The sequence below is a fragment of the Herbaspirillum sp. CAH-3 genome (genome assembly GCF_009668275.1).
GTDB classification, from domain to species: Bacteria; Pseudomonadota; Gammaproteobacteria; order Burkholderiales; family Burkholderiaceae_D; genus Herbaspirillum; species Herbaspirillum aquaticum.
On the sequence record NZ_VSWE01000029.1, the window covers coordinates 17,025 to 42,232 of the forward strand.

Here is a 25,208-nt window from a genome sequence, read left to right on the forward strand (position 1 = left end):
TTGGTGTCACGCCGTATTACTTCGGCGCAAACCGCGTCGGCACCCGCTGCAAGGCCTCATACAAAGGCCGGCAGGATTGGGCCAGCCGCTCCAGGCTGGCCTCGCGCAGCGCATCCAGGTCCACCGGCTCCGTTCCCGCCAGTCCGGCCCAGGCCAGCAGGGCGCCAAAGGCTTGCGGCGTATCGAACATGCCGTGCAGGTAGCTGCCCAATATCTGCCCGTCCTCAGATTGCGCCCCCTCGCCGCGCCCGTCGATGACGAACGCAGGACGCTCCAGTGCCGGTCCGCAGGAGACGCCCATGTGAATTTCATAGCCGCTCACCGTGGCAGCCACGTCACCGAAGGCGCATTGGCCGGCGACCTGCAGCAGTTTCTTCTCACGCGTCAGCTCGGTACGCATCGGCAGCAAACCGAGGCCGGCACTGCTGCCGGGCGCACCTTCCACACCGTGCGGATCGTCCACGCTCTCCCCCAGCATCTGGAAGCCGCCACAGATGCCGATGAGCTTGCCGCCATAGCGCAGGTGCCGCGCGATGGCCGTGTCCCAGCCATGTTCGCGCAGCCAGCGCAGGTCACCGCGCGTGTTCTTGCTGCCAGGCAGGATGATGAGATCGGCGGGTGGCACCGGCTGACCCGGCCCGATGAAACGCAGGTCCACACCGGGATGGGCGCGCAGCGCATCGAAGTCGGTGTGGTTGCTGATGCGCGGGAAGACCGGCACCACGATGCGGAAATCGCCCTTGCTCTCCTGCGTGGCCGCCACCGCATCCTCGGCATCCAGGTGCAAGCCATGCAGGTAAGGCAGCACCGCCAGCACGGGCTTGCCGGTGCGCGCTTCGAGCCAATCCAGGCCGCCCTGCAAGAGACTGATGTCGCCCCGAAAACGATTGATGACGAAGCCGATCACGCGCTCGCGCTCACTCTCCGAAAGACAGTCGAGGGTGCCGGTCAGATGGGCGAAGACGCCGCCCCGGTCGATGTCGGCCACGATGATGACCGGGCAATCGACCGCTTCCGCAAAGCCCATGTTGGCGATGTCGCGCGCACGCAGGTTGATCTCGGCCGGACTGCCCGCCCCTTCCACGATCACGCAGGCGTACTGCGTGCGCAGGCGCTCGTAGGATTGCAGCACCGCCTGCATGGCCTCGGTCTTGTAGCGGTGGTAGTCGCGGGCGTTCATGTCGGCACGCACCTTGCCATGCACGATGACCTGGGCGCCGGTATCGCTGGAGGGTTTCAGCAGTACCGGGTTCATATCGGTGTGGGGCGCGATGCCTGCGGCCTGGGCCTGCAGGGCCTGGGCCCGCCCGATCTCGCCGCCATCGCTGGTGACGGCGCTGTTCAAGGCCATGTTCTGCGGCTTGAAGGGAGCGACACCGATGCCATCCTTCTTCAGCAGGCGGCACAGTGCAGCGGCCAGGGTGCTCTTGCCGGCATCCGACGTGGTGCCCTGGATCATCAATGTATGGAAGGGAAACTCAGCCACGTTGGCTCCATGTGTTCAAGGCCTCTTGCAGGCGCGACCAGCCCGCCTCATCCGGCGGCAGGCCCAGACGGATGCCTCCGGCGCCGCGCGTGAAGAGGCGCACCCAGATGCCGGCACGGGCCATCGCTTCATGAAACGCCTGCGCCTCGGGCTCGGGCCACCACTGGAACAGTGCCGTTCCGCTGGCACGAATGCCGTGCTGCGCCAGCAGCGCGTGCAGGCGCGCTCCTTCCGCCAGCAAGGTCTGCAGCGTGGCGGCCTGCCACGGACGATCGCCCAGTGCGGCGCCGCCGATCTGTTGCGCCGGGCCGCTGATGGACCAGGGACCGAGCCAGTCGGCCAGTGCATCCAGCACGGCGGGCGCTGCGCCCACGAAACCCAGCCGCAACCCGGCCAGCCCGAAAAACTTGCCGACCGAGCGCAGTACGATCAGGCCCGGCTGGTCGCAGTGGGCGGCCACGCTGTGGGCCTGCACGGTATCGCCAAAGGCTTCATCGACCACCAGCCAGCCACCGCGTCGCGCCAGCAGCGCTGCCCAGCGCAATACATCCCCTGGTGCCACCATGGCGCCGGTCGGGTTGTTGGGATTGCACAGGACCAGTACCTCGCAATCCGACTCACGGACCGCCTCATCCAGATGGTCATACGGCACTTCCCGCACGGTATGCCCTGCACGCCGCCAGCAGTGGGCGTGCTCGGCATAGATGGGGGCCGCGACCACCACCTGTGACGGCCGGGCTTGTTGTTGCAGGCGCAATTGCGGCAATGCCTGTATCGCCGCCTGCGTCCCCGCCACGGCCAGCAGGCGCGGGGCGCCGTAATACCCGCAGGCCGCCTGTTGCAGCGCTTGCGAGGGCTCGGGCAGGCGATGCCATGCATCGGGCGAAGGCACGGGGGCCGGATAAGGACGCGGATTGATGCCGGTGGAGAGGTCCAGCCACTCACTGCGCGGGCGGCCGTAATGGCGCGCCGCCTCGTTGAGATTGCCGCCGTGTTCAAGCATGAGGCGCTCCCGCTCCGATGGCCAGGCCCAGCAGCGCCACCGCGCAAACGACCGCCAGCCACAGTGCCGTGCTCATCGCTACCAGGCGCCAGACCCGCACGATGTCCGGCCCTTGCGCAGGCAGGCCACGGCCCAGCGGCGGGCGCTCTTCCACTTCGCCGTCATAGATGGCAGGGCCGCCCAAGGCCAGGCCCAATGCACCGGCGCCGGCAGCCATCACGGGGCCGGCGTTGGGACTGCTCCACGCGGGCGCCTGTGCCTTCCAGCAGTCCAGGGCCTGGCGCCGCTGGCCCAGCCACGCATAGGAAAAGGCGGTCAGGCGGGCGGGCAGCCAGTTGAGGACATCATCGATGCGCGCCGCAGACCAGCCGAAATACAGGAAACGCGCATTGCGATAGCCCCACATCGCATCCAGCGTGTTGGCCAACCGGAACAGCAAGGCCCCGGGACCACCGGCCACCAGGAACCAGAACAGGGTGCCGAAGACGGCATCGTTGCCATTCTCCAGCAGGGATTCAACGCCCGCCTTGGCGAGCTCGCCCTCACCGGACTCACGGGTATCCCGGCTGACGATGTACGAGGTCAGCCGCCGCGCCAATGGCAGATCGCCTTGCGCCAGCGCCCGGGCAATCGGCAGGGTATGCTCGCGCAGGCTGCGCAGGCCGATGCAGAAATACAGCAACGCCGCGTGCACCAGCGCGCCCAGCCATCCCGGCAACAGCGCGATCAGCCAGGCGCAGGCCAGCACCGGCGGCACTACCGCCAGGCACCAGGCCAGCACCCCGCGCAGGCGTAGCGCAGGCGCGTGATTGAGTGCACCCTCGATGCGCTTGGCCAGGTTGCCGAAGCCCACCAGCGGATGCCAGCGCCGCGCCTCGCCCAGCAGCAGGTCCAGGGCGATGCCCAGCGCCATCAGCACAGCCAGCGAGGGCCACGACAGTCCGCTCAACATGGGTTGTCCTTGAAGGTCAGCGGCAGGCCGGCCGCGACCCATTGCACGCGTTCGCACAGCGCCGCCACAGCCTGGTTCAGGCGCCCTGCCTCATCGACGAACCAGCGCGAGACCGCCCCTTGCGGCACGATGCCCATGCCCACTTCATTGGAGACCAGGATCACGGTGCCCTGCACTTCCTGCAAGGCCAGCAGGAAGTCAACGCGCTGCTGCGTGAAGGCCAGCGGCGGCGTGATCGGCCCCATCTCCGGATAATCCACGCCCTCGGCAAACAGCAGGTTGGCCAGCCAGACGGTGAGGCAATCGACCAGCACCACGGACTCGGGCCGGCACAGGCTGCGTAGCGCCTGTCCCAGTGCCAGCGGTTCTTCCACGGTGCTCCAGTGACCACCCAGCGCGCGGCGGCGCTGCTGGTGATGGGCAATGCGTTCCTGCATCTCGGCATCGTCGCGGCTGGCGGCGCGATTGGCGGTGGCCAGATAGACGATCTCGTGAGGACCGGACTGCGCTGCTGCCAGCGCCAGGCGTTCCGCGTGGGCGCTCTTGCCGCTGCGGGCGCCGCCGAAGATGAGGCTGCGATGCCGGGATGAGATTGGGGAAGTCATGCTTGTGATGCTCCTTGCGCGGGCCAGCGGTCTTCAAAGACCAGGTCTTGCAAACGTTGGCGGGGCGCCCATTGCTCCTGCTCCAGCATGGGCTTGTCATAGAAAGCGGGCACGTGGCCCAGGCACAGTACGGCCACCGGTTCGGCGCCCTGCGGCAAGTGCAGCAATGGGGCCAGCGCGGCCGGGTCGAAGAGCGACACCCAGCCCATCCCCAGCCCTTCGGCACGGGCGGCCAGCCACATGTTCTGCAACGCGCAGGACAACGAGGCCAGGTCCATCTGCGGCAAGGTGCGGCGGCCGAAGACGTGGGCCTCGCGCCGGTCCATCAGGGCGGCCACCAGCAGCTCGCCACACTCGCGAATGCCTTCCACCTTCAGGCGCATGAATTCGTCCTCGCGCTGATCCAGTGCGCGAGCGGTGGCGATGCGCTCCTGTTCCACCAGGGCATGGATCTGCTGGCGCAAGGCATCGCTGCGGATGCGAATGAACCGCCACGGCTGCATGAAGCCCACGCTGGGGCCTTGATGGGCCGCCTGCAGCAGGCGTTCCAGCAGTGCTGGCGCGACCGGGTCGGGCAGGAAATGGCGCATGTCGCGCCGCTCGCCAATGACCCGGTAGACCGCGTCGACCTGCTCCTGCGGATAACGATGAGGGGAAGAAGTACTCATGCCCTTGCCCCTCCGAAGAGCGCCGCCACCGTGCGCGGCGCCGAGCGGAAATACGCGTGCAGGTAACTGGCCGTGACCTGGCCACGGCGATAGACCACCTCCCCTTCGGACGAATCGAACAGACGCTCGCCACGCGCGATGAACTCCGCCCCGACCACCGCACGCGAATAGTGGAAGGTGTGGCAGCGCAGATGCTCGCCGACTGCGCCGGGCAGGTTCAGTTTCAGCGTCTGGTAACCCAGTCCCTGCAGGCGCGGCTGCACCGTGGCCTGGCCGGGCAGGATGCCGCACAGCTGGCCGCTGCTGCCGTCACCGGCAATCACCGTCTCCAGCAGGAACAGCATGCCGCCACATTCGGCATAGAGCGGCTTGCCCGCCTCGGCATGGGCACACAGGCTGGACCGGGTTCGCTGCGCCGCTTGCAGCGCAGGCAGGTGCAACTCGGGATAGCCGCCGGGCAGCCAGACGGCATCGCACTCCGGCAAGGGCTCATCGGCCAGTGGCGAGAAGAAGGCGACGGCAGCCCCCATCTGCGCCAGCAGGTCGAGGTTGGCGGTGTAAATGAAGGAAAACGCCAGGTCCCGCGCCACGGCAATGGTCTTGCCTTCCAACAGGCGCGGGAACGCGCGTTCCGGCGGGGGCGTGCCGAAGTCCACCTGGGCCGGCAAATTGGCCAGTGAAGTCGATGACATTCTCTCGGCCACGGCATCCAGGCGCGCGTCCAGGTCGGCAATCTCGGGCGCGGCCACCAGGCCGAGATGGCGCTCCGGCAAGGCAAATTGCATGTCGCGTTGCAGGCCGGTCAGCAGCGGTACCGAGGGCCGCGCATTCTGCAAGCCCTGGCGCAGCATCTGCGCGTGGCGCGGACTGGCCACGCCATTGGCGAGCACGCCGGCAAATTGCAGCTCGGGACGGTAGGCCAGCATGCCTTGCGCGAGCGCGCCGATGGTCTGCCCCATGCCGCGCGCATTGATGACGGCCACGATGGGAATGCCCAGCAACTGCGCCAGATCGGCGCTGCTGGGTTCCCCATCGAAGAGGCCCATCACGCCTTCGACCAGCAGCACGTCCGATTCGGCGGCCGCCAGCGCCACCTGGCGGCGGCAATGATCCTCGCCGCCCAGCCACAAGTCGAGGTTGACGACCGGCTGGCCGCTGGCCTGCTCCAGCACCATGGGATCGAGGAAATCGGGGCCGGTCTTGAACACGCGCACCCGCTTGCCCTGGCGCCGGTACAGGCGCGCCAGGGCCGCGGTAATGGTGGTCTTGCCGTGGCCGGAAGCAGGTGCCGAGATGAACAGGGCGGGACAGCGGTGATCCTGGGATGACATCAGAACTCCACGCCCTTCTGCGCCTTCACGCCCTGCTCCTTGTAGGGATGTTTCAGGGGCCGCATCTCGCTGACCAGGTCGGCCTGTTCGATCAAGGCTTCCGGCGCATGGCGGCCGGTGACGACGATGTGCAGCATCTCGCGGCGTGCCGCAAAGACCCGCAGCACTTCCTCCAGGTCGAGGTACTGGTATTTCAGGACGATGTTGAGTTCATCGAGGATCACCATGTCGTAGCTCGGATCCTCGATCATGCGCACGGCCTCGGCCCAGCCGCGAGCAGCGGTACGCATGTCGGCGTCACGGTCCTGGGTATCCCAGGTGTAGCCTGCGCCGACGACGTGGAAGTCGCAGTTGGCATGTCCGCCCAGGAAGTCTCGCTCGGCGCTGTAGAGCGCGCCCTTGATGAACTGCACCACCCCCAGCTTCATGCCGTGGCCGAGGATGCGCATGCCCATGCCAAAGGCGGCACTGGATTTGCCCTTGCCGGTACCGGTGTTGACGATCAAGAGTCCCTTTTCTTTCTGGGCGGCGGCCTTCTTCTTCTCGAAGCCCTCCTTGTGACGCTGGGTCATGCGCTTGTGCGATTCGGGATCGGTTTTCATGGTGAGGTAGTTTCCTGATACTGCAAAAAAATCAAATCCAGTCGGTGCCGGTCAACGACGACAGCAACTGCGCCACACGCGCACGACTGGGGTGGTAGCCGATGAAGACCAGTTCCGACCGTCCTGCGCTCGTGCCGCCCTGCGCACCGGCCACGACGGCACGCGCACGCACGGCTTGCAGCAATTGCGTGCTGCCCTCGCCGGTGGCGATGAAACCCTTGGTCCGCAGGATCGGCTGGTCCAGCGCCACGGCCACGACGGCACGGCGCAGGGCCTCGGGCTCTTGCGCTGTCTGGCTGCGCAGCGTGAAGGATTGCCAGCCGGGGTCCTGCTCGTGGAAATGCTTGTGGGTGGACAAGCCATGGCTGTGCGCCCCCAGCCCGGAGTGCGCATGCCCATTGAAGCGCCACTGGTCCGCTGCCACGGTGGCGCGTTCGCCGGGCATGGCCACCGGCGTGTAATGGTGATGCACGGTGCTGCCCGCCTGGTGCAGGCGCAGGCCCAGTGCGAGGCGGATGTCCAGCCTCGCCCCATAGGCCAGCTCCAGGAAGCGCACATTGGGGGCCAGCGCGCGCACGGTTTCTTCGGCCTGCAGCAGCGGCGCTTCTTCCATGCCATCGATCTTGTTCAACACCACCACGTCGGCGCACTCGAGCTGCTGGCGGAACAGCTGTGCCGTCGCGTCGCGCACGGCGTCCCCGCTGGCGAAGGCTTCCTCCAGCAGCAGCGGCGTATCGACCACGGCCAGCGTGGCGTCCAATACGAAATGCGGGGCCAGTTCCGGCGATTGCAGTACTTCCATGACGGCGCTGGGCAAGGCCAGGCCTGAGGTCTCGATGAGCACGTGATCGATCTGCGCCCGCCGCGCGGCCAGGGCCAGCATGGCCGGCACGAAATGTTCATCGTCACCGTAGGCGATGAGGCCATGGGCGAAATCCTGGATCTGCACGTGACCCTGCGCATCCCCTTCGGCACGCAGCAGGTCGCCATCGATGGCGACCTCGCCGAATTCATTGATGAGCAAGGCCAGGCGGCGCGACTGGCGACGCTGGACCAGGCCGCGCAGCAAGGTCGTCTTGCCGGCACCGAGGAAACCGGTCACCACCGTGACCGGTATCGGCGGCAAGGGCGGCGGCAGGGAGGGTGCGACGCTGGCCATGCTCAGCCCCCGGCCAGTGCCGCCAGTTGCGCCTGCAGGGCCGGCACGTCATGGGCCACCTGCGGATAGGCCAGTACTGGCCGGCGCACCGTCAACAGCGGGATGCCCAGGGCGCGCGCCGCCTCTACCTTGGCCCGATAGCCACCAGCCTCGCCCGAATCCTTGGTGACCACGCAGTCGATGCCCCAATCCCGCCACAGCGCTTCGTTGAAGGCCTGAGAGAACGGTCCCTGCATGGCGCACAGATGCGCGCGCGGCAAGCCCAGCTCCAGTGCGCGCTGGATGAAATCCGGATCGGCGGTGACGCGTGCGAACCATTGCCTGCCCCCTGCACCGGGTGCCTGCAGGAAGCTGCCCAGGTCCTTGGAGCCGGTGGCCAGGAAGATGCGGCGGCCCATGGCGATGGCGCGCGTGGCGGCGTCTTCCATGTCGGCGCAGGCGTGCGGATCATCGGCAGCCAGGTCGCTCGGACGTTCGTAGCGCAGATACGGAATCGCCAACTCTTTGGCCAGCATCATGAGCTGCTGCGACATCTGCACCGCAAACGGATGCGTTGCATCCACCAGCATGCGCGCCTGGCTCTCGCGCAGGGCCTGGCGACGCGCTTCCGCGCCTTGTCGGCCGGACCAGACGTGGGCACCCGGGCAATCCTGGCTGGCCAGTTCGCCGCCATAGGCGGTCGCCGTGGAGATCACCACCTGCTCACCTTGCGTGGCCAGCTCACGTGCCACCCGATTGCCATCGCTGGTGCCGGCAAAGACCCACACTGCCTGTCGCGGCAGTTGCACCGCTTCGGCGGCTTGCGATTCCTCGCTCCAGTCGTTGTAGCCGCGCGGCGTAAAGATCCAGTCGCGCTTGCGCTGGGTAAAGCGGTTGCCGATGACGATCGAGGTCAGCATGTCGAACTGCAGGCCCGGCAATTCATCCAGGCGATGAATGGAGACCTGCTGGCCCGGCCGATAGGCGTTGCGCACCACGCCGCACAGGGTGTGCGGGGCCTTGTGTTGCAGCATCAGCTGCAGGATGCGATAGACGCCCTCCTGCCGTCCGGCGCTCTGCACGTTGTAGAGCACGCAGGCCAGGTCGGCCTGGGCGATGTGGCTGGCGCGCTGCTCGATCCATGACCACGGGCACAGCAGGTTCGACAGCGACAGCGTGGCGAAGTCATGCGACAGCGGCGACCCCAACAGTGAAGCGCAGGCATTGGCCGAGGTCACGCCGGGAATGACGTTGACCTCATAGGTATCGTCCTCGCACATGTCGTCGAAGGCCAGCGCGGCCATGGCGTAGATGCCGATGTCGCCGCTGGAGATGAGCGCCACGCGCCGTCCGGCACGGGCCTGCTCGATGGCCAGCAAGGCGCGCTCGCGTTCTTGCGTCAGCGGCGGCGTGTGGATTTCCTTGCCCTCGATGTGCGAGGCGATCCAGCGCAGGTACAACTCGTAGGCGACGATGACCTCGCTGTCGCGCAAGGCCTCGATGGCGCGCGGGATGATCATTTCTTCGAAACCGGGTCCGACCGAGACCAGGTTCAATACGCCTTTTTTCTTGACGGCTTCCATCTGCATACTTTCCATGTTTTACTGCTTGTCTTTGAATATCCGCCAGGCATCGGCATCGTCCACCACGGCCACGGTCACCCCATCCAGTGCCGTCTTGCCCAGCAACAGCCGGCCACGCGGACTGGCGATCAAGGCCGCCGGTTCGCAGACGCCATCCACGCCGACATTCTGGCGCACCCACGCCGAGGGCTTGCCGACCCAGGCACGCTGGGCGATCTGCTCGCGGGCAATCACGCGCAGCGGCAGATCGTGGGTGGCGCAAAACGCCAGCAGGCCCGGCTCTTGCGCCTTGATGTCGATGGTGGCTACTTCCCGCACCTTTGCCAGTGACGTGCCGGGGCACAGGTCCAGCGCCTGTGTCACCGCATGGGAGATCTGCTGCGCCGAGGCCAGCTTGCGGCATCCGATGCCCAGCACCAGCGGCTTGACCGTTTCAGTGGCAGTCGTCACCACCGGCTGCGCCCCGCTCACCTGGGCCACGCGATAGGCCAGGCCGTTGGCCCCGCCCTCATGACCGGCCAGCAAGGCGATGGCAAAGCGCGCCGCCTCATCGACCACCACCAGCGCCGGATCGCTGTGCTTGTCCTGCGGCAGGCCGTCCAGGAAGCGCACGGCGATGCCGCTGGCGCCGATCATGATCCATTGACGATGACGGCGATAGGCCAGCGCAAACTGCTGGCGCTGCGACAACCCGCCCTCGGCCTGCAGCCACGGCTGATACAGCTCGCCGCCCAACTGGTCCTGCAGGTGCAGGGCCAGCGCCGCCGCCTCGACGCGCACCGGCCACAGGCCAAGTTCAGCCGGGGCGACGGGCGGGTTCATGCGGCGTCCTTGTTCTTCTTGACCACGCGGAAGAGGTGCGTGAAGTCCTTGGAATAAAGACTGGACTCGGCGACCTGCTCCTTGTCCAGGGCGGCACCGACCAGCATCATGGTGGTCAGGTTCCACTCACCACGCTTGTTCTCTTCCAGCACCTTGTCGAGCGAGCCCTGGTAAATGCGCTGCTCCGGCCATGTCGCACGATAGACCAGGGTCACGGGCGTGTCCGACGGATAGTGCAGCAGCAGGTCGTTGACGATCTTCTTCAAGTGCGGGCCGGAGAGGAAGATGCACATGGTGGCGCGATGCGCCGCCAGCGAGGCGATCGATTCCGATTCCGGCACCGCCGACGCTCGTCCCGACACCCGCGTCAGGATCACGCTCTGCGACACTTCGGGCTTGGTCAGTTCGGCCGAGACTGCCGCTGCCGCGGCGGTGAAGGAGGATACGCCCGGCACCACTTCATAGGCAATGCCCAGTGCATCGAGCCGGCGCATCTGTTCGGCCGTCGCACCGTAGATGGCCGGGTCGCCCGAATGCAGGCGCACCACGTCGATGCCCGCTTCGTGCGCACGCACGTAGCAAGCTTGCTGCTGCTCCAGATCGAGCGCCGCCGTATCGATGATCTCGGCCTCGGGGTGGCAATGTTCCAGCAAGGCGGTCGGCACCAGCGAGCCGGCATACAGCACCATGCGCACCTGGCCCAGCAGGCGCGCACCGCGCAGGGTGATGAGGTCGGCCGCACCGGGGCCGGCACCGACGAAATAAACTTTCATGCATTTCCTTTCGAATTCTCGTGGGGCGCGCGATGGCGCTGTGCCTGGGCCGTCTTGCGGATCAGCAGCACGGCCAGGTAGCCACTGGCTTCTGCCGCATCCAATGCGGTCAGGTCACTGGCCAGCACTTCGCCTTCCAGCCCGATGCGGCGCGCAAAGCCGCAGTGCTGCGCAATGCCCATCTCCCGCAGCAAGGCCAGCACCCAGGGCAGGCGTGCGCCGACCTTCATCAATACGACGATGTCATGCCCTTCGATCTCGGCGCGCAGCGTGGCGGCGTCTTCGGGACAGGGCAGGATCAGCGTGCGCTCCTTGCCCACGCCCAGCGGCCACTCCAGGGCGGCGGCCGCAGCGGCATAGCTGGTGATGCCGGGCAGCGTCACGCAGTCGCACTCGGGATACAGGTCACGCACGGCCGCCAGCACATAGCCGTAGGTCGAATAGGTCAGCGCATCACCGATGGTGAGATACACCACCTGCAGGCCTTCACGCAATTGCGCCGCCAACTGCTGGCCCAGTTGCGCGTAATGTTCCTGCAGGACCTGGCGGTCCGGGTCCATGTTGAACTCGATCTCGCACAGGCGGCTGCGATCGAACTCCACGCCCTCCAGGCATTGCAGGGCCACCGACAGCTCGGCGCCGCGCGCACGCGGAATGTAGATCACATCGGCCGAGCGCAGCGCAGCCAGCGCCACCAGCGGCAGGTAGCCGGCCGGACCGGGGCCTACGCCGATGCCCGTGAGACGTCCGCTCATGCACCCTCTCCCAGCTGCTGTCCGTCCAGGTCGAACAAGCGTACTGCAATGCGTTGGACCGCCGGCACGCGCGCATGGGTGAGCGCCGCAATGCGGGCTTCGATCTCGCACCAGAGGCGGCGCGACAACGCGGCATCCTGCTGGCGCACCAGTTCTATGATTGCTTCCACCGTATTGGCTTCCTTCATCTGCTGCAGCAGGGCGGCGTCAAACAAGACGCCCTGCCCGGCCGCGTTCATCTCTTCGGCCACGCGGGCCACGCCCTGCATGGCCATGTTGCTCTTGCTGGAGTGCGTATCCCACACCCCATCCAGCACCTTGGCCAGTTTGCCCGGATGCCCCGCCAGCCACAGCAGCGGCAGCGTGCGGGCTTCCTCGGCCAGTGCCTGTTGCGTGAAGTCCAGCGCATCCCCGAGGAAATTGGCGATCTGCACGCTGCGCTTGTCGGGCAGGCCCAGCGTCTGTGCCACGAACACGCGGCCGATCTTGCCCGGCAGGTAGGCCACCGCATCGCCCGGCGCACAGGCCGCCAGGGCCACGCGGATGTAGACCTCGATGGAGGCGATCCAGGACGCCATCGACATCGGCTCCACAATGCCCGAGGTCCCCAGGATGGAAATGCCGCCGACGATGCCCAGCTTGGGGTTGAAGGTCTTGGGCGCGATGGCGAGGCCTTCACGACAACCGATGGTGAGGTCGAATCCACCAGCGCTTGCCTCCGGCTGCACCTCCGCCAGCACCTCGGCCACGGCCGCCCGCATCATGGCGCGCGGCACCGGGTTGATGGCCGGCTCGCCAACCGCTACGCGCAGGCCCGGCATGGTCGCCGTGCCTACCCCCTCCCCGGCGAAGAAGCGGATCTCGCCCGTGCCATTGCGCCGGACCTGGGCGAAGATCGTGGCGCCATGCGTGTTGTCGGGATCATCGCCGCCGTCCTTGAGCACTTCCGCCTGCGCGGTATCGTCATCGATCATGCTCACGGACCGGATCGGCACGCACAGATAATGCAGGCCATCCGGCAGGCTCACTTCGGTCTGCTGCACCGTCACGCCGGCCAGCAAACGATACAAGGCCGCACGCACCGCAGCCGTGGCGCAGCTGCCGGTACTGCGTCCGCGCCGCAGGCCATTGGGCGCGAGCACGGACAGGTCGTACTCGGCACGCCGCAGCTCGCCGCCGGTCTCCATCACTGCACGCCTTCGCTCTGCGCTTCCTGCGCGACCAGCCAGGCGATGGCATCGATCATCAGTGCATTGACCACGCTGGCCGCCCAAGGCGACCCGCCGCGCGTGCCGCTGTTGGTGATGCGCGGCACCTGCAGGCAGCGGCGCAGTTCGTCCTTGCTCTCGCGCGTACCGACAAAACCGACCGGCAAGCCGATCACCAGCTGCGGCCGCCAGCCATGTTCGCGGATCAGGCGTACCGCCTCGGTGATGGCCGTTGGCGCATCACCGATGGCCAGCACCATGTCATTGCCGAACTTCTGCCAGGCGCGGCGGATACCGGCGGCCGAACGCGTCATGCCCAGGTTCTGCGCCATCAGGTGCGATTCGGGATCGTGCACGCCGCACCAGGTCTCCACACCCAGCTGTTCCAGAACCGCGCGCTTGAGGCCGGTCTGTACCATGGTCACATCCGTGACTACCCGCTTGGTACGCAGCAAGGCCTTCATGCCGGCCTGCACGGCACCGGCAGAAAAATAGATTTCATCGGCCACGGCGAAGTCGCCGCTGGTATGGACCAGGCGCTGCAGGACCGTCAGGTGTTCGGGCGGGAAGCTGCTCCAGTCGCGTCCGGCCTGGATGATCTCCATGCTTTCGGCTTCGATGGGATGGGGCACGTAAGGCGCCGTGCCTGCCGTGGCCGGCTGCTCGCGCGCGGAAAGATCGCGCACCTGCAGGTGGTGCGCACGCTGCGGCTCGCCGACCTGCTGTTCGAAACCGACGATCTGCACGCGGTACTTGCAAAGCGTGCAGTTCATGGCGGCACGGCCTTCAGCGGCATCGCGGGCGCGCTCCAGCATCACGTCGGCCACGTGCGCATGCACGCCCAGATAGGCGGCTTTCAGCACTTCCACGCCCGGCTCGCGCTGGGCCAGTTCATCGGCAGCGGCGTAGATGCGCTTGACCAGCACGCCATCGAAGAGGAAGAACGGCAACACCACCAGGCGCTGCCAGCCTTCGCCTGCGGCCTGGGACAAGCCGTCCCGCACCAGCGGCGTGGCCGTGCCCGAGAAGCACACCTTGACGCCGCCAAAGCCCATGCCCTCCTGCACCATGCGTGCCAGCTTGGCGATCTCGCCATTGGCGTCCGGGTCGGTGGTGCCACGGCCGACCAGCACCAGGCAGGCATCCTGGCGATGGATGATTTCTTCGGAGCCCGCCTCGGCTTCCACCACGCGCTGCTGCACCAGTTGCAGCAGCAGCGGGTGCAGGTCCATGGGCGCGCCGAAATGGAAATCGACCTGCGGATAATCGCGGGCCAGTGCCAGCAGTTCGGCCGGCATGTCGTTCTTGGCGTGGCGCGCGCCCAGCAGCACTCCGGGCACGACCGCCACTTCGGTGGCGCCATCGGCCACGCAGGCAGCGGCCGCTTCCGAAATCGTGGGCGCCGCGAATTCCAGGTAGCCATGGCGCACGATGCGGCCTTGCGCGCGTTCCCGCACCAGCGCGACCAGTGCCTCGAATTCTCGCAGGGCATCGGGATCGCGGCTGCCATGGCCGGCGATCACGACGGCCGATTGGCGCGCGGCGCTCATGCCGGGGCTCCCGCTGCCAGCTTCTCCGGCGGCGGTTCGATCTGGCTGTCCATGGGCGTCAAGGTGCGGATGAGCATGATGCTCATGTCGCTGAATTCCTTGTCGGCACAATCGGAGAGCTTGCCGTGCCACTCGGCATCGCCCCGGGTCAGGTTTTCCCAGACTTCGGTGGGGTGGTCCGGATTGACGCCCTGCTGCAGCAGGTAAGTCGCAATGTGGCGCGGCATGAAGGAGCGCGCCGCATCCCACGGACAAGGGATGACGATGGCATTGCGCCCATCGTTCAATACGTTCACCAGGTGGCGCTTGAAGGGCTCCAGGTCGCCGCGCCGGTGGAAGGTGATGAAGGTAGTTTCATCAAAGCACACGCGCGCCTTGGACGCGAGGATCTGCGCCGAGGAAATGCCCGGCAGGGTTTCCACGCGATGGCCGCAGGCGCGCTCCACGCGCTCCAGGTACTGGAAACCACTGAAGTGGATATCGCCCATGAACACCACCACGCAGCGCTTGCCTGCGTGATGCAGGGCCGCGACTTCGTCGAGCTTGGCGACCTGGTCGCGGTAACCCATCAGCACGACCTGGGCGCTGGCGGGGATGAGGTCCTTGACCACATCGACCACAGCGTTGAAGCCGGCCACGACGTCGGCATTGCGGATCAAGTCCGCGCCGCGCAGGGTCAGGTAGGAATGGTCGCCGGGTCCGGCACCGATGCAGATGATCATGTGTGTTCCTTGTTCAGCGCGCGCCCAGTTGCGCACGCACGGTCAACGCCAGGGCGTCGCCGGTCAGTTGTTCGAGGGTCAGGCAAGGCGCACCCAGCGCCTCGGCCAATTGGGCTGCACGGCCCAGGCGCAGGTAGCCGGCTTCGGTGTCAAGCACCAGCGCCGGCACACCCTGTGCGGCCAGCGTCTGTGCGGCTTGCAGGGTTTCGCTCCAGGGGTCGCCGCTGCTGCCGGGCAGGCTGACGTTGGCCTTGCCGTCGGAGAGGATCACCAGCAGCGGCGGTGCTTGCTGCGCAGTGTGTTGCGCCGCCTGTTGCAGCACTTGCGCTGCCAGTTGCAGGGCATGCGGCAACGGCGTGCGGCCGCCGGTCGGCAGTTCGCGCAAGCCCTGCTCGGCCAGGTCGGCACTGCGCGTGGGAGCCAGCAGCAATTGCGCCTGCTCGCCACGGAAGGCGATCACGGCCAGTTGATCACGGCGCTGATAAGCATCGGTCAGCAGCGCGAGCACCGCCCCCTTGACCGCTTCCATGCGCCGTTGCGCGGCCATGGAGCCGGAGGCATCGACCACGAAGACGATCAGGTTGGCACCGCGCCCGCTGCGGACCTGGCGGTGCAGGTCATCGCGCGTAACCGTCAGTGGCCCGCCAGCCTCACCCGCCAGCGCGCCGCGCACGGCGGCACTGCGCAGGGTGGCACCGATGGCCAAGCGGTCGGGATTCACGTCGGGGACGGCTCGCACGGCGCTGCCCCGGTTGGCATCAGCGACTGCACTGCGGCGGCCGCTGGCGGTATGGGGCGCAGACTGCGGCGTGGCGGCCACGCTGATCGCGCGGGCCGTACCTGCTGCCGCAACGGCGAAGGTCTGTTGCCCGCCCTCACCTTCCTGTTCGTGCTCCTGCTCTTGCTCCTGCTGAGGCTCATCTGAAGATGGCGACCCTGTGGCTTGCTCACCCGGGGCGTCGTCGTGCGCGTCTTGCGGCTGCGGCGGCTCTGGCTGGCGCGCCTGGTCAACCAGGTCGTCCAGCTTGTCCTCATCCATGCCGGTCTGCTCGAAGGGCTTGCGGCGGCGGCGATGCGGCAGCACCAGCAAGGCCGCTTCGCGCACATCATCCGGCGTGACCTGCGTGCGCGCCTGCAAGGCGGCGATGGCGCGCGCGGTCTTGTGCATGACGATGTCGGCACGCAGGCTGGCCACCTCGAATTCGCAGCAGAGATGGCTGATCAGCTCCAGCATGGCATCGTCCAGCACCACCTCCGGCAGCAGGCGCTGGGCCTCGGCCACCTGCGCGCGCAAGTCATCCTGTTGCGGCTGCCAGCGCTGCCCGAAGGCGGCAGGATCGGTCTCGAAGGCGATACGGCGACGGACCACCTCGGCGCGCACGGTCTTGTCGGTGGGTGCGCTCACCTCCACCATGAGACCGAAGCGGTCCAGCAATTGCGGCCGCAGATCGCCCTCTTCCAGGTTCATGGTGCCGATCAGCGTGAAGCGCGCGGGATGGCTGATGGAGATGCCCTCGCGCTGGACCGAGTTCACGCCCATGGCGGCCACGTCCAGCAGCACATCGACCAGGTGATCGGCCAACAGGTTGACTTCATCGATGTAGAGGATGCCGCGATGCGCCGCCGCCAGCAGGCCCGGCTGGAATGCGCGCTGGCCACCTTGCAGCGCCTGCTGCAGGTCGAGCGAACCGAGTACGCGGTCTTCGGTGGCGCCCAGTGGCAAGGTCACGAAGGGGACGGTGTCCTGGCGCTGTACCGGGTCTGTATTGCAAACTGTACAGGCACTGGCTGGCTGGCCCGGCGCGCAATGGAAAGCGCAGCCCTCGTTCAGGGTAATCGGTGGCAGTACCTGGGTCAGGCCACGGGCGGCGGTACTCTTGGCCGTGCCCTTGTCGCCACGCACCAGCACGCCGCCGATGCCGGGATCGACTGCACACAGCAGCAGCGCCTGCTTCAGCAGCGGCTGGCCGACGATGGCCGCGAAGGGATAGGCATGGAGCGCCGTCATTGCATGTCCTTGGTATGTTCACTGCCGCGCACGGTTTCACCGCGCGCTTCCAGCAGGGCTTCACTGTGCAGGTACAGTGAGCGCAACTGTTCGATGGTCTGTACTGCAGGTGTCTGCCACATGCCCCGGCTGGCGGCTTCCAGCAGGCGCTCGGCGATGGCGTTCTGGGCCCAGGGGTTGGCCTGTTCCAGGAACTCGCGCATGGCCGGATCGAAACCGTAGGTTTCGGCCAATTGCTGGTACATCCAGTCTTCCATCACTTGCGCGGTGGCATCGTAGCCGAACAGGTAATCGACGGTGGCCGTCAGTTCCAATCCGCCCTTGTAGCCGTGGCGGCGGATGCTGGCCAGCCACTTGGGATTGACCACGCGGGCGCGGAAGACGCGCAGGGTTTCTTCCTTCAGGTCGCGCACGGCGGCGCGCTGCGGGTCGTGGCTGTCGCCGAAATAATGGCGCGGCTGCTGGCCCGACAAGGCGCGAATGGTGGCGATCATGCCGCCGTGATACTGCAGGTAGTCATCGCTGTCGAAGATGTCGTGTTCGCGGTTGTCCTGGTTGTGCAAGGCCACCTGCACGCCAGAGAGACGCTGGCGGAAGGCCTCGCGCTGGTCCGCACCCTGCACCTTGCGGCCGTAGGCATAGCCGCCCCAGTTGATGTAGGCCTCGGCGAAGTCGGCTTGGTCCTGCCAGTTCTTTTCCTGGATCAGGGGCAGGATGCCTGCGCCATAGCTGCCCGGCTTGGCGCCGAAGACGCGATAAGACGCCTGTGCAGCCGCCTCGGCCTGGCCCAGTCCGCCCTGCATGGCCTCCTGCAGATCGCGCAGGTAGTGCTTGCGTACGAAGTTCAGGTGTTCGGGCTCATCCGCGGCGATGGCAAGCTGGACGGCATCGTCGATGAGTTCGATCAACTGCGGGAAGGCATCGCGGAAGAAGCCGCTGATGCGCGTGGTCACGTCAATGCGCGGACGCTGCAGCTGATCCAGCGGGATCAGCTCGACCCCGGCCACCTGCCGGTTGCCCTCGCGCCAGACCGGCTGCGCGCCCATCAATGACAGGATCTGCGCCACATCGTCGCCATGGGTACGCATGGCGCTGGTGCCCCAGATGCTGATGGCCACGCTCTCGGGATAGTCACCGCTCTCGCGGTGATGGCGCTCCAGCACTTCGCGCGCCAGTTGCTGGCCCACGCGCCAGGCCGATTGCGAGGGCACGCTGCGCGGATCGACCGAGTAGAAATTGCGTCCCGTCGGCAGGATATGGGCCATGCCGCGTGTGGGCGATCCGCTGGGTCCGGCCGGAATGTAGCCACCGCGCAGGCCGTTGAGCAGGTTGCTGATTTCCTCCTCGGTACGCTGCAGGCGCGGCACCAGCTGCTCGCAGGCGAAGGCCAGGATGCGGCGCACGGCGCTGGTGTCGGTGGCCTTGATGGAAGCGGCCGGTACTGCGCGCTTGAGCGGTGCGGCCGGTCGCGCCATGGCGCGCATGCCACCCAGAACGCTGCCTGCGCTTTTCTGCTGCGTGGGTTGCAGGCGCGGCTTTTCTTCGTTGGGAGCATTGAACAGCGGGGCGAACAAGGTCTGGATGACGCCCTCGATGGCCTGCACCGCAAAGCCTTGCTGCTGCAGGGCCTGCATCAGCGACAGGCACAGCGCATCGATGGCCTCCAGCGCATCGGCGCGGGTGACGATGGCGCGTCCGGCCGTGCGGGACAGCGCATCGTCGATGTTGAGGCGGCGGCCCTTGTGCTCCAGCAGCATGTCCAGCGACAGGCCGAAGAGCCGCGCCACTTCCTCCTGCAGGCCCGGCAGGTCCTGGTTGGGCAGGCGCGTGAGGGCTACCAGCATGTCCGGCAGCTGCTGCGTATCGGGCATGCGGCCGAGGATGTGCAGGCCGTCACGGATCTGGGCTGCGCCCAGTTCGCACAGGTAGCCGTCGAGATCCTCGATCAGGTGGGCCACACCGGCACCATCCAGTTCGCTCAGGGCGTGCGGCAGCGCGCCGTCGTCGTGCGCGTGGTCATGGTCGTGACCGTGATGGTGATGATGGTCATCGTGATGATGATGGCCGTGATGATGGTGATGCGCGTGGTCGTGACCGTGACCGTGCCCATGGTCATGATCGTGGTCATGATGCAGCAGCTTGTATTGCAGGTCCGTATCCAGATTGGTCTGCCGCACCAGCTCCCAGATCTGCTGCTGCAACAGCGGCAGCTTGGCGGGATCGAGCACCTCGACCTGGTAATACTCGTCCACCAGCTGCGTCAGCTGCGCCAGCGCGCCGTAGCTGTCGGCGGTCGTCATGGGCGGTGTCAGGTGGTCCACCACCACGGCATGGGCGCGGCGCTTGGCCTGCGAACCTTCGCCGGGATCGTTGATGATGAAGGGATAGAACAGCGGCACGTCGCCCAGCAAGGCATCCGGGAAGCATTCTTCAGACAGGCCCACGCCCTTGCCCGGCAGCCACTCCAGGGTGCCGTGCTTGCCGACGTGGACGATGGCATCCGCGCCCCATTCTTCATCCAGCCAGCGGTACAGCGCGTAGTAGTGATGCGTGGGCGGCAGGTCGGGCTGGTGGTAGATGGCGTCCGGGTCCATGCCGTAGCCGCGCGGCGGTTGCAGCGCCACGAAGGCGTTGCCCAGGTCGAGGCCGGCGATGACCAGGTGCTGGTCGTGCACGTAAGCCTCACCAGGTGCGGCGCCCCACTGGCGCTGCATCCTGGCCTGCAAGGCAACCGGCAAGGCGTCGAACCATTGCGCATAGCGCGCCGCCGGGATGCGTGCGGCAGCACGGCGCAGCTGGTCTTCGGTGAGCAGGATGTCGTCGTAGGAGCAACGATCCACCAGCTCGTGGATCAGCGCCGTGCCGGTGTCGGGCAGGTCGCCGATGCCGTAGCCATCGGCCGCCAGCGCGCGCAGCACGGCCATGAGCGACTCGGGCGCATCCAGTCCCACGGCATTGCCGATCTGTGCGGCCTTGCTGCTGGAATTGGTGAAGATGAAGGCGATGCGCTTTTGCGCATTGGGCGTGCAGCGCAGGCGCACCAGGCGCTGCGCCAGCCCGGCGATGCGGCGCACACGGTCCGGCAGGGCCTGGTACTGCACCACGCCGGCTTGGCTGGTGTGCTTGAAGGATAGCGGCACACCGATGACGCGGCCGTCGAATTCGGGCAGGACCACGTTCATGGCCGCATCCAGCGGATTCATGCCGCGCGTGGAATGCTGCCACTGGTCCAGCGTCATGCCGCTGGTGATGGCCTGCAGCACCGGCCTGTCGAGCTGCTCCAGCACCGAGACCGACCAGCCTGCGGGTGTAACGCCGCCAGCCGTGATCTCGCCCATGGCGAAGCTGGTGGTGTTGATGATGAGATCGACCCGGCCCTCGGCGAAATACGCCAGCGCCGGGGGCAAGGCCGCGCCAGTGCTGGCCGACACGCGCAGCGAGGACGTGAAGACCGGCAGCACATCCATGCCGCGCGCCTCCAGTGCCGCTACCAACGCATCGATGAAGGCGGTATTGCCCGAGAGCCAGTGCGCCCGGTAAAAGATGATGCCCACCGCCGGCTTGCCCGCCGGGGCCTGCGCACGCAGGGCCAGCCAGTCGTCGAGGCCGGCATCCTGTTCCAGGTCGGGATGGTAGAGGCCGTGTTCGGGCAAGGCTTGCGCGGGCTCGTAGCCGTAGCCACTGAGCAGCAGGCGGTCGGACAGGCAGCGCAGCAGCTGCGCCAGGTTGACGCTGCCGCCGCCGTTGAAATACGCCAGCGCCTGCTGTTGCACATCCGGTGCGGCAGTGGAAGCCGCGGCCAGTTCGGCATCGGGCTCGCCGGTGCCGGAGAGCACGATCAGGTGCCGCCCTTCGGCGCGCGCGGCCCGCAGCAATTCAGGAAAACCGGCCACTGCCCCCAGCCGTCCGAGTACCCGCAGCACGATCACCTGCGCGCTGGCCAGCTCCGCGCGCAGCAGTGTGGCCAGCGTGCGCAGCGGCTGGCCCTGCTCATCGCTGCCCGATTGCAGGGCTTGCAGGTCGTATCCCGCCACGGTGGGAAAATCCGCCGGCAGCTGCGCGCGTGCCGCGGCCAGCAGCGCCAGGTCGGTCGGGGCGTGCGTCAGCAGGACGATACGGGCCATGGATTCATGCATCGGTGACCTCCGCTTCCGGCAGTACGTCGCCGCTCCCCAGCCGATGGAAGACCAGGTCACTCACTTCGCGCCCGCCTTCCAGGTGCTCCACCACCACGCGCTCGATGGCGGCGGCATCCGCGCAGCGATACCACACGCCCTCGGGATAGACCACCACCACCGGCGCCTGCGCCTTGCAGGCCACCATGCAGTGGGTGCGGGTACGCTTGACGCGCAGCTCGGGACGGGCGTCGATCTGTTCGCCCAGCACGCCGAACATGGCTTCGGCCAGCACGCCGTTTTCGGTACAACGCGGACCCACGCACATGAGCACGTGACGATGATGAGTTCTCATGGCTTTGATGCTTTGCTTTCCCCGGCGCCGCAACGCCGGACAGGGGCCCGCCTGGGCCCGCCAGACCCGCCAATCAGGCGAAACGGCGATAGAAGAAACCGGTCAGCCCGCCCAGGGCCAGCCAGAACACGGCATTGGCTGCTGCGGTGGCGCGGATGAAGGCCTGTGCCAGCTCTTCCGGGGCCACGCTGCCGTGGACTTCCGGCTGGGGCGCGCCGATGAAGTGCGGCGCCACCAGCAGCAGTACGCCCACCAGCTTCCACGGCCAGCCACGGGTGAAGACGAACAAGCCCAGGCTGGCCGCCGTCGCTACCGCCGTCATCACCCACCACAGCTGGCGCGCCTGCAGCGGCGCGGCCAAGGTACCCGGCACTTCCGGCGGCAGGCCCAGCGAGGGCGCGACGAAAAACACACCATAGCCGGCCAGGCCCCACAGCAGGCCGCTGCGCCAGGTGATGCGGCGTCCGCTCAGGGCAAAGGCCGCCACCAGCATCAGGGCGAAACCGACCGCCATGCTCACGTTGGCCAGCACGGTATAGCCGGTGCGCTCGGCGCCGTCAGCCGGCTCCCAGGCATTGGCGTCATGCGCGTGTTCGTGCTCATGCGCGTTGGCGTGGGTGTGCTCGTGTGCAGCCGCCGGTGCACCCGGCTCGTGGGCATGGTCATCGGCTGCCGGGGCCGCAGATTCGCCGGCCTTTTCATATTCCTCGGCCTTGAGGATGATCTTTTCGACCTGGAATTGCTGCACGCCCGACAGCAGCACGCCCGACAAGGCGCCTGCCACCACCACTGCCGACGCCATGCGCCGGAATACGGTCCAGTTCATCGTCCGCTCCTCAGTGGCAGGGGAAACCGGCCGAGTGGCGGCCGTCATGGGCGGCATTGTGCAGCTCCACCTTGGAGGCGAAGCCGGCCCCGTAGATCAGCGCCACGCCCAGCGCGAAGGCCAGCAGCGAGGGCGCAATGCGGTCGCGCCAGACCTGGCTGCCGGTGTGGCTGGAAGAGGAAGAATCAGCGGTGTGACGGGCATTGAGGCCGGAGGGAGTGGACATGCGATTTCCTTGGACGGGTGGATGAAACGAAGGAAACCACACGGCAAGCGCCCAAGCACGATCCCGCCGTCGGCTGACGGCGCCGGTTCACACCAGCGGGAAATGATGGAAGCTTTCCGCATGATCGCCCTCCGCGATGCATTCAAGAACTTGCTTCGGGCCGGTCTCCGGGCTGGCGAGGGGAAGCCTGGGCTTCGGGACAGGCGCCTTCCCATGCGCGGGGCACAGTGGCGTAGTGCGTGTCCTTCCTCGCTTACCGTTGCGGGGGCAGCGCCGGCTTTGGCACGATGCTGTGGCACCGGCCGCACCGGCTTCCCGTTTCAATCCCGGGCGCGGCTGCGCACGGGATACCAGAAGCAATGCTAAGGGGCGAAGTATAAAGGCGGGGGCAGGCTTGGGCAACCTGCATTGTCACGTATGAAAGGCAGTCAGCCGCAAGCGCCCTCAGCGTGGCAACGCGGCCGGCGCCGGCGAAGAGGACGAAGGGGATGGCAAAGCAGGCAGCTGTGGCGAGGCCGGCAAAGTCGCCAGCTTGTAGTAGAGGCTCATTTCCACGCCCATGCGCATGGGAATGCGGGCCACATAGGCCGAGCGTTTCCGATTGCGGCTGCCCTGCCCGTGCATTTCCATCAGGCAGAGGTAGCGCTCGCCCAAGTAGCCCAGCATGGCAAAGGAGGCTTTTTGCGGGCGCTCCAGCCGGGCTGGGGCGTCCGGCGCCAGCCCGATGGCACGGTCGAGGTAGCCGCGGTGCGAGTTCACGAAGAGGTAATCACGGCCGGGCGGCTTGCCGCTGGCATAGCCGATACGCAGCGTGCGGTTGTCGCCATCGGGCAGATACAGCCGGTAAGGTGAAGCGGGGCCGCCTTCCATGACCTCCACCCGCCCCGCCACGGGATCGATGCTGACCGCACTCAGGGGAATCCGGTCGACCGCCAGGCAGCTGTCCAACACCTCTTCCGGCGGCTCGGGTGAACCCGGCAATGCCGCGAAACAGACAAAGAGCAGCACCAGCGGCAGGCAGCGCAATGCGCTTGCTTTCCAGGCAGAGGCAAGGGCAAGGAAGCGAATCATGGAGAGCTCCTTCTACGGACGACGGGTCAGGACGGCGGCGTGGCGACACACTTGTCAGCCATGGTTGCAGAAGGAGCAGGCCGTGAATATCAGAAAACTCTCAATGCACGGCAGGAAGTCAGTCCTGCCCGGCAAGCAGATCCAGCGCGATGAAGTGCCATTGCGCCGATTCGGCGTCGTACAGCGCCAGCTGGTTGATCTGTTGCCCGGGGAGCGCCTTGCCCGGTATGCGCATCAGGGCGCGCTCGGCGTGGCGATGGCGTTCCTGCGGGGACAAGGCGAGCAGGCGGGCATGGGTCTCGCTATGGGCGAAGAGCCCGGCATCCTCCCAGAGCCGGGCATATCCGGCCAGTTCGGCGTGGCTGATGGCCAGCGGGATGGTGTCCGTCATTGCAGACACCTGGGCCACGCTGGCTGACGAAATCCGCACCGGGCCGCCCTGCGCGCGTACCGCCAGGCAGCCGTCCTGCGCGCCCCAGGCCAGGTGCAGGCAGACCGGCAGGCGTCCGTGGTGGCGCCTCAGCAGGTCATCGGGCGTAAAGGCCGAGACCGGGAGAACCTGGTAGCGCTCCGGCGGCAAGTCCTGCCAGAGCGCGTCGATACTGGCTTCCAGGGGAGAAAAATAGAGCACCATGGCATCGGTGCCTGCGGCCTCCCCGCTGGTCACGGGTTCGCACAAGACCTGCTGCGGCCAGGCGCTGCCGGCCCCATGCCGCACCAGCACGAAAAGAGGCAGCGCCGCCTGCACCACAGGACGGCGCGCGGGCGGAAAACCGGAAGGCTGCGGGGGATAGGGGAACACGGCGCCACTCCTTGTTCGACCACAGCGGGATGGAGGCCCGGGCGGGACTGGCTCCATCGACCTACTGCGGCCAAAAAAACCGAATGGTTCCACAAATGCAAGCGGAGTTGAACCGGAAAAGTCTCAATCAGCAGAGGAGATTGGGGCGAGGTTTTCCGGCCGAACCCGCGCTGGAGAAGGCAGGTTTGATGCTGAAATGAAGGAAAAAGCTGGCAGCGCGGCGCTGGGCCACGAGAAATGCGGGCGGTAAGAAAAGGCAGTTTTTCAGAGATGAAGAAAATGGCTACACGCGCAGCATGGGCTGGGCATGTAGCCATCAGGCAAGGCAAGCCTGCGGGGCCGCAACCTGCTTACATCCGCAGCGGCTTGTCCGTCGGCACAGGACTGGCCGGCGGATCCTCCACCGGCACCGGTTCATCTTCGGGCAGCGTTGGCGGCGGCATGTTGGGTTCGTTGACGGGCGGTATTTCCTGCGGGGTATGCAAGGACTGGTTCAAACGGGCCTCCTGCGCGATGGCAATCGGGATCAATGGAAAGCCGCGCGCCTCAGCGCTGGCCGGCCATCGGGTTCTGATGCGGGATGGGATCCTGCGGCGGGGTGGGATCC

23 protein-coding genes and 1 riboswitch are annotated in these 25,208 nt (G+C 66.9%); all 23 genes read right to left on the reverse strand.

Annotated elements, in window-relative coordinates:
• Positions 1–16: 16 nt before the first annotated feature.
• Positions 17–1,486 carry a cobyric acid synthase gene (locus tag FYB76_RS25440; RefSeq protein ID WP_370516421.1) on the reverse strand — a complete coding sequence of 490 codons (1,470 nt, stop codon included), beginning with the start codon at positions 1,484–1,486 and terminating at the stop codon, positions 17–19.
• Complete coding sequence (gene cobD / locus FYB76_RS25445; protein ID WP_154135463.1) at positions 1,479–2,489, reverse strand: threonine-phosphate decarboxylase CobD; 1,011 nt, start codon at positions 2,487–2,489, stop codon at positions 1,479–1,481. The genes FYB76_RS25440 and cobD overlap by 8 nt, the downstream gene beginning before the upstream one ends.
• Positions 2,482–3,441, reverse strand: coding sequence for an adenosylcobinamide-phosphate synthase CbiB (gene cbiB, locus FYB76_RS25450; protein WP_154135464.1), 960 nt, complete (start codon positions 3,439–3,441; stop codon positions 2,482–2,484). The genes cobD and cbiB overlap by 8 nt, the downstream gene beginning before the upstream one ends.
• Complete coding sequence (cobU, locus tag FYB76_RS25455; protein ID WP_154135465.1) at positions 3,435–4,046, reverse strand: bifunctional adenosylcobinamide kinase/adenosylcobinamide-phosphate guanylyltransferase; 612 nt, start codon at positions 4,044–4,046, stop codon at positions 3,435–3,437. The genes cbiB and cobU overlap by 7 nt, the downstream gene beginning before the upstream one ends.
• Positions 4,043–4,714 carry a 5,6-dimethylbenzimidazole synthase gene (gene bluB / locus FYB76_RS25460; RefSeq protein ID WP_154135466.1) on the reverse strand — a complete coding sequence of 224 codons (672 nt, stop codon included), beginning with the start codon at positions 4,712–4,714 and terminating at the stop codon, positions 4,043–4,045. The genes cobU and bluB overlap by 4 nt, the downstream gene beginning before the upstream one ends.
• Positions 4,711–6,045 (reverse strand): cobyrinate a,c-diamide synthase, encoded by a 1,335-nt coding sequence (locus FYB76_RS25465; RefSeq protein ID WP_154135467.1) that lies wholly within the window; start codon positions 6,043–6,045, stop codon positions 4,711–4,713. Before FYB76_RS25465 ends, bluB begins: the two co-directional genes overlap by 4 nt.
• A complete protein-coding gene (gene cobO / locus FYB76_RS25470; RefSeq protein ID WP_088753567.1) occupies positions 6,045–6,647 on the reverse strand; it encodes a cob(I)yrinic acid a,c-diamide adenosyltransferase in 603 nt (200 codons plus the stop codon). Before cobO ends, FYB76_RS25465 begins: the two co-directional genes overlap by 1 nt.
• A 31-nt stretch (positions 6,648–6,678) precedes the next feature.
• On the reverse strand, positions 6,679–7,806 hold the full coding sequence (locus FYB76_RS25475) for a GTP-binding protein (RefSeq protein ID WP_154135468.1): 1,128 nt from the start codon (positions 7,804–7,806) through the stop codon (positions 6,679–6,681).
• Between the two features lie 2 nt (positions 7,807–7,808).
• Complete coding sequence (gene cobJ / locus FYB76_RS25480; RefSeq protein WP_154135482.1) at positions 7,809–9,368, reverse strand: precorrin-3B C(17)-methyltransferase; 1,560 nt, start codon at positions 9,366–9,368, stop codon at positions 7,809–7,811.
• An 18-nt stretch (positions 9,369–9,386) separates the two neighbouring features.
• A complete protein-coding gene (locus FYB76_RS25485) occupies positions 9,387–10,190 on the reverse strand; it encodes a cobalamin biosynthesis protein (RefSeq protein ID WP_154135469.1) in 804 nt (267 codons plus the stop codon).
• Positions 10,187–10,963 (reverse strand): precorrin-4 C(11)-methyltransferase, encoded by a 777-nt coding sequence (gene cobM / locus FYB76_RS25490; RefSeq protein WP_154135470.1) that lies wholly within the window; start codon positions 10,961–10,963, stop codon positions 10,187–10,189. Before cobM ends, FYB76_RS25485 begins: the two co-directional genes overlap by 4 nt.
• Positions 10,960–11,718, reverse strand: coding sequence for a precorrin-2 C(20)-methyltransferase (gene cobI, locus FYB76_RS25495; RefSeq protein ID WP_154135471.1), 759 nt, complete (start codon positions 11,716–11,718; stop codon positions 10,960–10,962). Before cobI ends, cobM begins: the two co-directional genes overlap by 4 nt.
• Positions 11,715–12,905: a cobalt-precorrin-5B (C(1))-methyltransferase CbiD gene (gene cbiD / locus FYB76_RS25500; RefSeq protein WP_154135472.1), complete on the reverse strand. Its 1,191-nt coding sequence runs from the start codon at positions 12,903–12,905 to the stop codon at positions 11,715–11,717. Before cbiD ends, cobI begins: the two co-directional genes overlap by 4 nt.
• Positions 12,905–14,476, reverse strand: a complete 1,572-nt coding sequence (locus tag FYB76_RS25505; RefSeq protein ID WP_154135473.1) for a precorrin-8X methylmutase — start codon at positions 14,474–14,476, stop codon at positions 12,905–12,907. Before FYB76_RS25505 ends, cbiD begins: the two co-directional genes overlap by 1 nt.
• Positions 14,473–15,198, reverse strand: a complete 726-nt coding sequence (locus FYB76_RS25510; RefSeq protein ID WP_154135474.1) for a cobalt-precorrin-7 (C(5))-methyltransferase — start codon at positions 15,196–15,198, stop codon at positions 14,473–14,475. The genes FYB76_RS25505 and FYB76_RS25510 overlap by 4 nt, the downstream gene beginning before the upstream one ends.
• 13 nt (positions 15,199–15,211) lie before the next feature.
• Positions 15,212–17,206 (reverse strand): putative cobaltochelatase, encoded by a 1,995-nt coding sequence (locus FYB76_RS25515; RefSeq protein ID WP_154135475.1) that lies wholly within the window; start codon positions 17,204–17,206, stop codon positions 15,212–15,214.
• A complete protein-coding gene (locus FYB76_RS25520) occupies positions 17,203–21,330 on the reverse strand; it encodes a cobaltochelatase subunit CobN (protein WP_370516422.1) in 4,128 nt (1,375 codons plus the stop codon). The genes FYB76_RS25515 and FYB76_RS25520 overlap by 4 nt, the downstream gene beginning before the upstream one ends.
• Before the next feature lie 4 nt (positions 21,331–21,334).
• A complete protein-coding gene (locus FYB76_RS25525; protein WP_195724721.1) occupies positions 21,335–21,676 on the reverse strand; it encodes a ferredoxin in 342 nt (113 codons plus the stop codon).
• A 73-nt stretch (positions 21,677–21,749) separates the two neighbouring features.
• On the reverse strand, positions 21,750–22,502 hold the full coding sequence (locus tag FYB76_RS25530) for a CbtA family protein (RefSeq protein WP_154135477.1): 753 nt from the start codon (positions 22,500–22,502) through the stop codon (positions 21,750–21,752).
• 10 nt (positions 22,503–22,512) lie between these two features.
• Positions 22,513–22,728 (reverse strand): CbtB domain-containing protein, encoded by a 216-nt coding sequence (locus FYB76_RS25535; protein WP_088753555.1) that lies wholly within the window; start codon positions 22,726–22,728, stop codon positions 22,513–22,515.
• Between the two features lie 140 nt (positions 22,729–22,868).
• A riboswitch (cobalamin riboswitch) is annotated at positions 22,869–23,098 on the reverse strand.
• A 74-nt stretch (positions 23,099–23,172) separates the two neighbouring features.
• Positions 23,173–23,799, reverse strand: coding sequence for a hypothetical protein (locus FYB76_RS25540; RefSeq protein WP_154135478.1), 627 nt, complete (start codon positions 23,797–23,799; stop codon positions 23,173–23,175).
• 118 nt (positions 23,800–23,917) lie between these two features.
• Entirely contained in the window at positions 23,918–24,601 is a 684-nt protein-coding gene (locus FYB76_RS25545) for a hypothetical protein (protein ID WP_284075860.1), read from the reverse strand.
• 350 nt (positions 24,602–24,951) lie between these two features.
• A partial coding sequence (locus tag FYB76_RS26940) for a hypothetical protein (RefSeq protein ID WP_229297103.1) occupies positions 24,952–25,208 on the reverse strand: 257 nt, incomplete at its 5' end.

Coding starts and splice junctions, on each gene's coding strand:
- FYB76_RS25515 (WP_154135475.1), bottom strand. CDS start 17,206: ATGACGGCGCTCCATGCCTATCCCTTCGCGGCCATCGTCGGCCAGCCG.
- FYB76_RS25540 (WP_154135478.1), bottom strand. CDS start 23,799: ATGATTCGCTTCCTTGCCCTTGCCTCTGCCTGGAAAGCAAGCGCATTG.
- FYB76_RS25520 (WP_370516422.1), bottom strand. CDS start 21,330: ATGGCCCGTATCGTCCTGCTGACGCACGCCCCGACCGACCTGGCGCTG.
- FYB76_RS25525 (WP_195724721.1), bottom strand. CDS start 21,676: ATGAGAACTCATCATCGTCACGTGCTCATGTGCGTGGGTCCGCGTTGT.
- bluB (WP_154135466.1), bottom strand. CDS start 4,714: ATGAGTACTTCTTCCCCTCATCGTTATCCGCAGGAGCAGGTCGACGCG.
- FYB76_RS25505 (WP_154135473.1), bottom strand. CDS start 14,476: ATGAGCGCCGCGCGCCAATCGGCCGTCGTGATCGCCGGCCATGGCAGC.
- cobD (WP_154135463.1), bottom strand. CDS start 2,489: ATGCTTGAACACGGCGGCAATCTCAACGAGGCGGCGCGCCATTACGGC.
- FYB76_RS25465 (WP_154135467.1), bottom strand. CDS start 6,045: ATGTCATCCCAGGATCACCGCTGTCCCGCCCTGTTCATCTCGGCACCT.
- cobI (WP_154135471.1), bottom strand. CDS start 11,718: ATGAGCGGACGTCTCACGGGCATCGGCGTAGGCCCCGGTCCGGCCGGC.
- cbiD (WP_154135472.1), bottom strand. CDS start 12,905: ATGGAGACCGGCGGCGAGCTGCGGCGTGCCGAGTACGACCTGTCCGTG.
- FYB76_RS25530 (WP_154135477.1), bottom strand. CDS start 22,502: ATGAACTGGACCGTATTCCGGCGCATGGCGTCGGCAGTGGTGGTGGCA.
- FYB76_RS25510 (WP_154135474.1), bottom strand. CDS start 15,198: ATGATCATCTGCATCGGTGCCGGACCCGGCGACCATTCCTACCTGACC.
- cobU (WP_154135465.1), bottom strand. CDS start 4,046: ATGACTTCCCCAATCTCATCCCGGCATCGCAGCCTCATCTTCGGCGGC.
- FYB76_RS25475 (WP_154135468.1), bottom strand. CDS start 7,806: ATGGCCAGCGTCGCACCCTCCCTGCCGCCGCCCTTGCCGCCGATACCG.
- cobO (WP_088753567.1), bottom strand. CDS start 6,647: ATGAAAACCGATCCCGAATCGCACAAGCGCATGACCCAGCGTCACAAG.
- cobJ (WP_154135482.1), bottom strand. CDS start 9,368: ATGGAAGCCGTCAAGAAAAAAGGCGTATTGAACCTGGTCTCGGTCGGA.
- FYB76_RS25535 (WP_088753555.1), bottom strand. CDS start 22,728: ATGTCCACTCCCTCCGGCCTCAATGCCCGTCACACCGCTGATTCTTCC.
- cbiB (WP_154135464.1), bottom strand. CDS start 3,441: ATGTTGAGCGGACTGTCGTGGCCCTCGCTGGCTGTGCTGATGGCGCTG.
- cobM (WP_154135470.1), bottom strand. CDS start 10,963: ATGAAAGTTTATTTCGTCGGTGCCGGCCCCGGTGCGGCCGACCTCATC.
- FYB76_RS25485 (WP_154135469.1), bottom strand. CDS start 10,190: ATGAACCCGCCCGTCGCCCCGGCTGAACTTGGCCTGTGGCCGGTGCGC.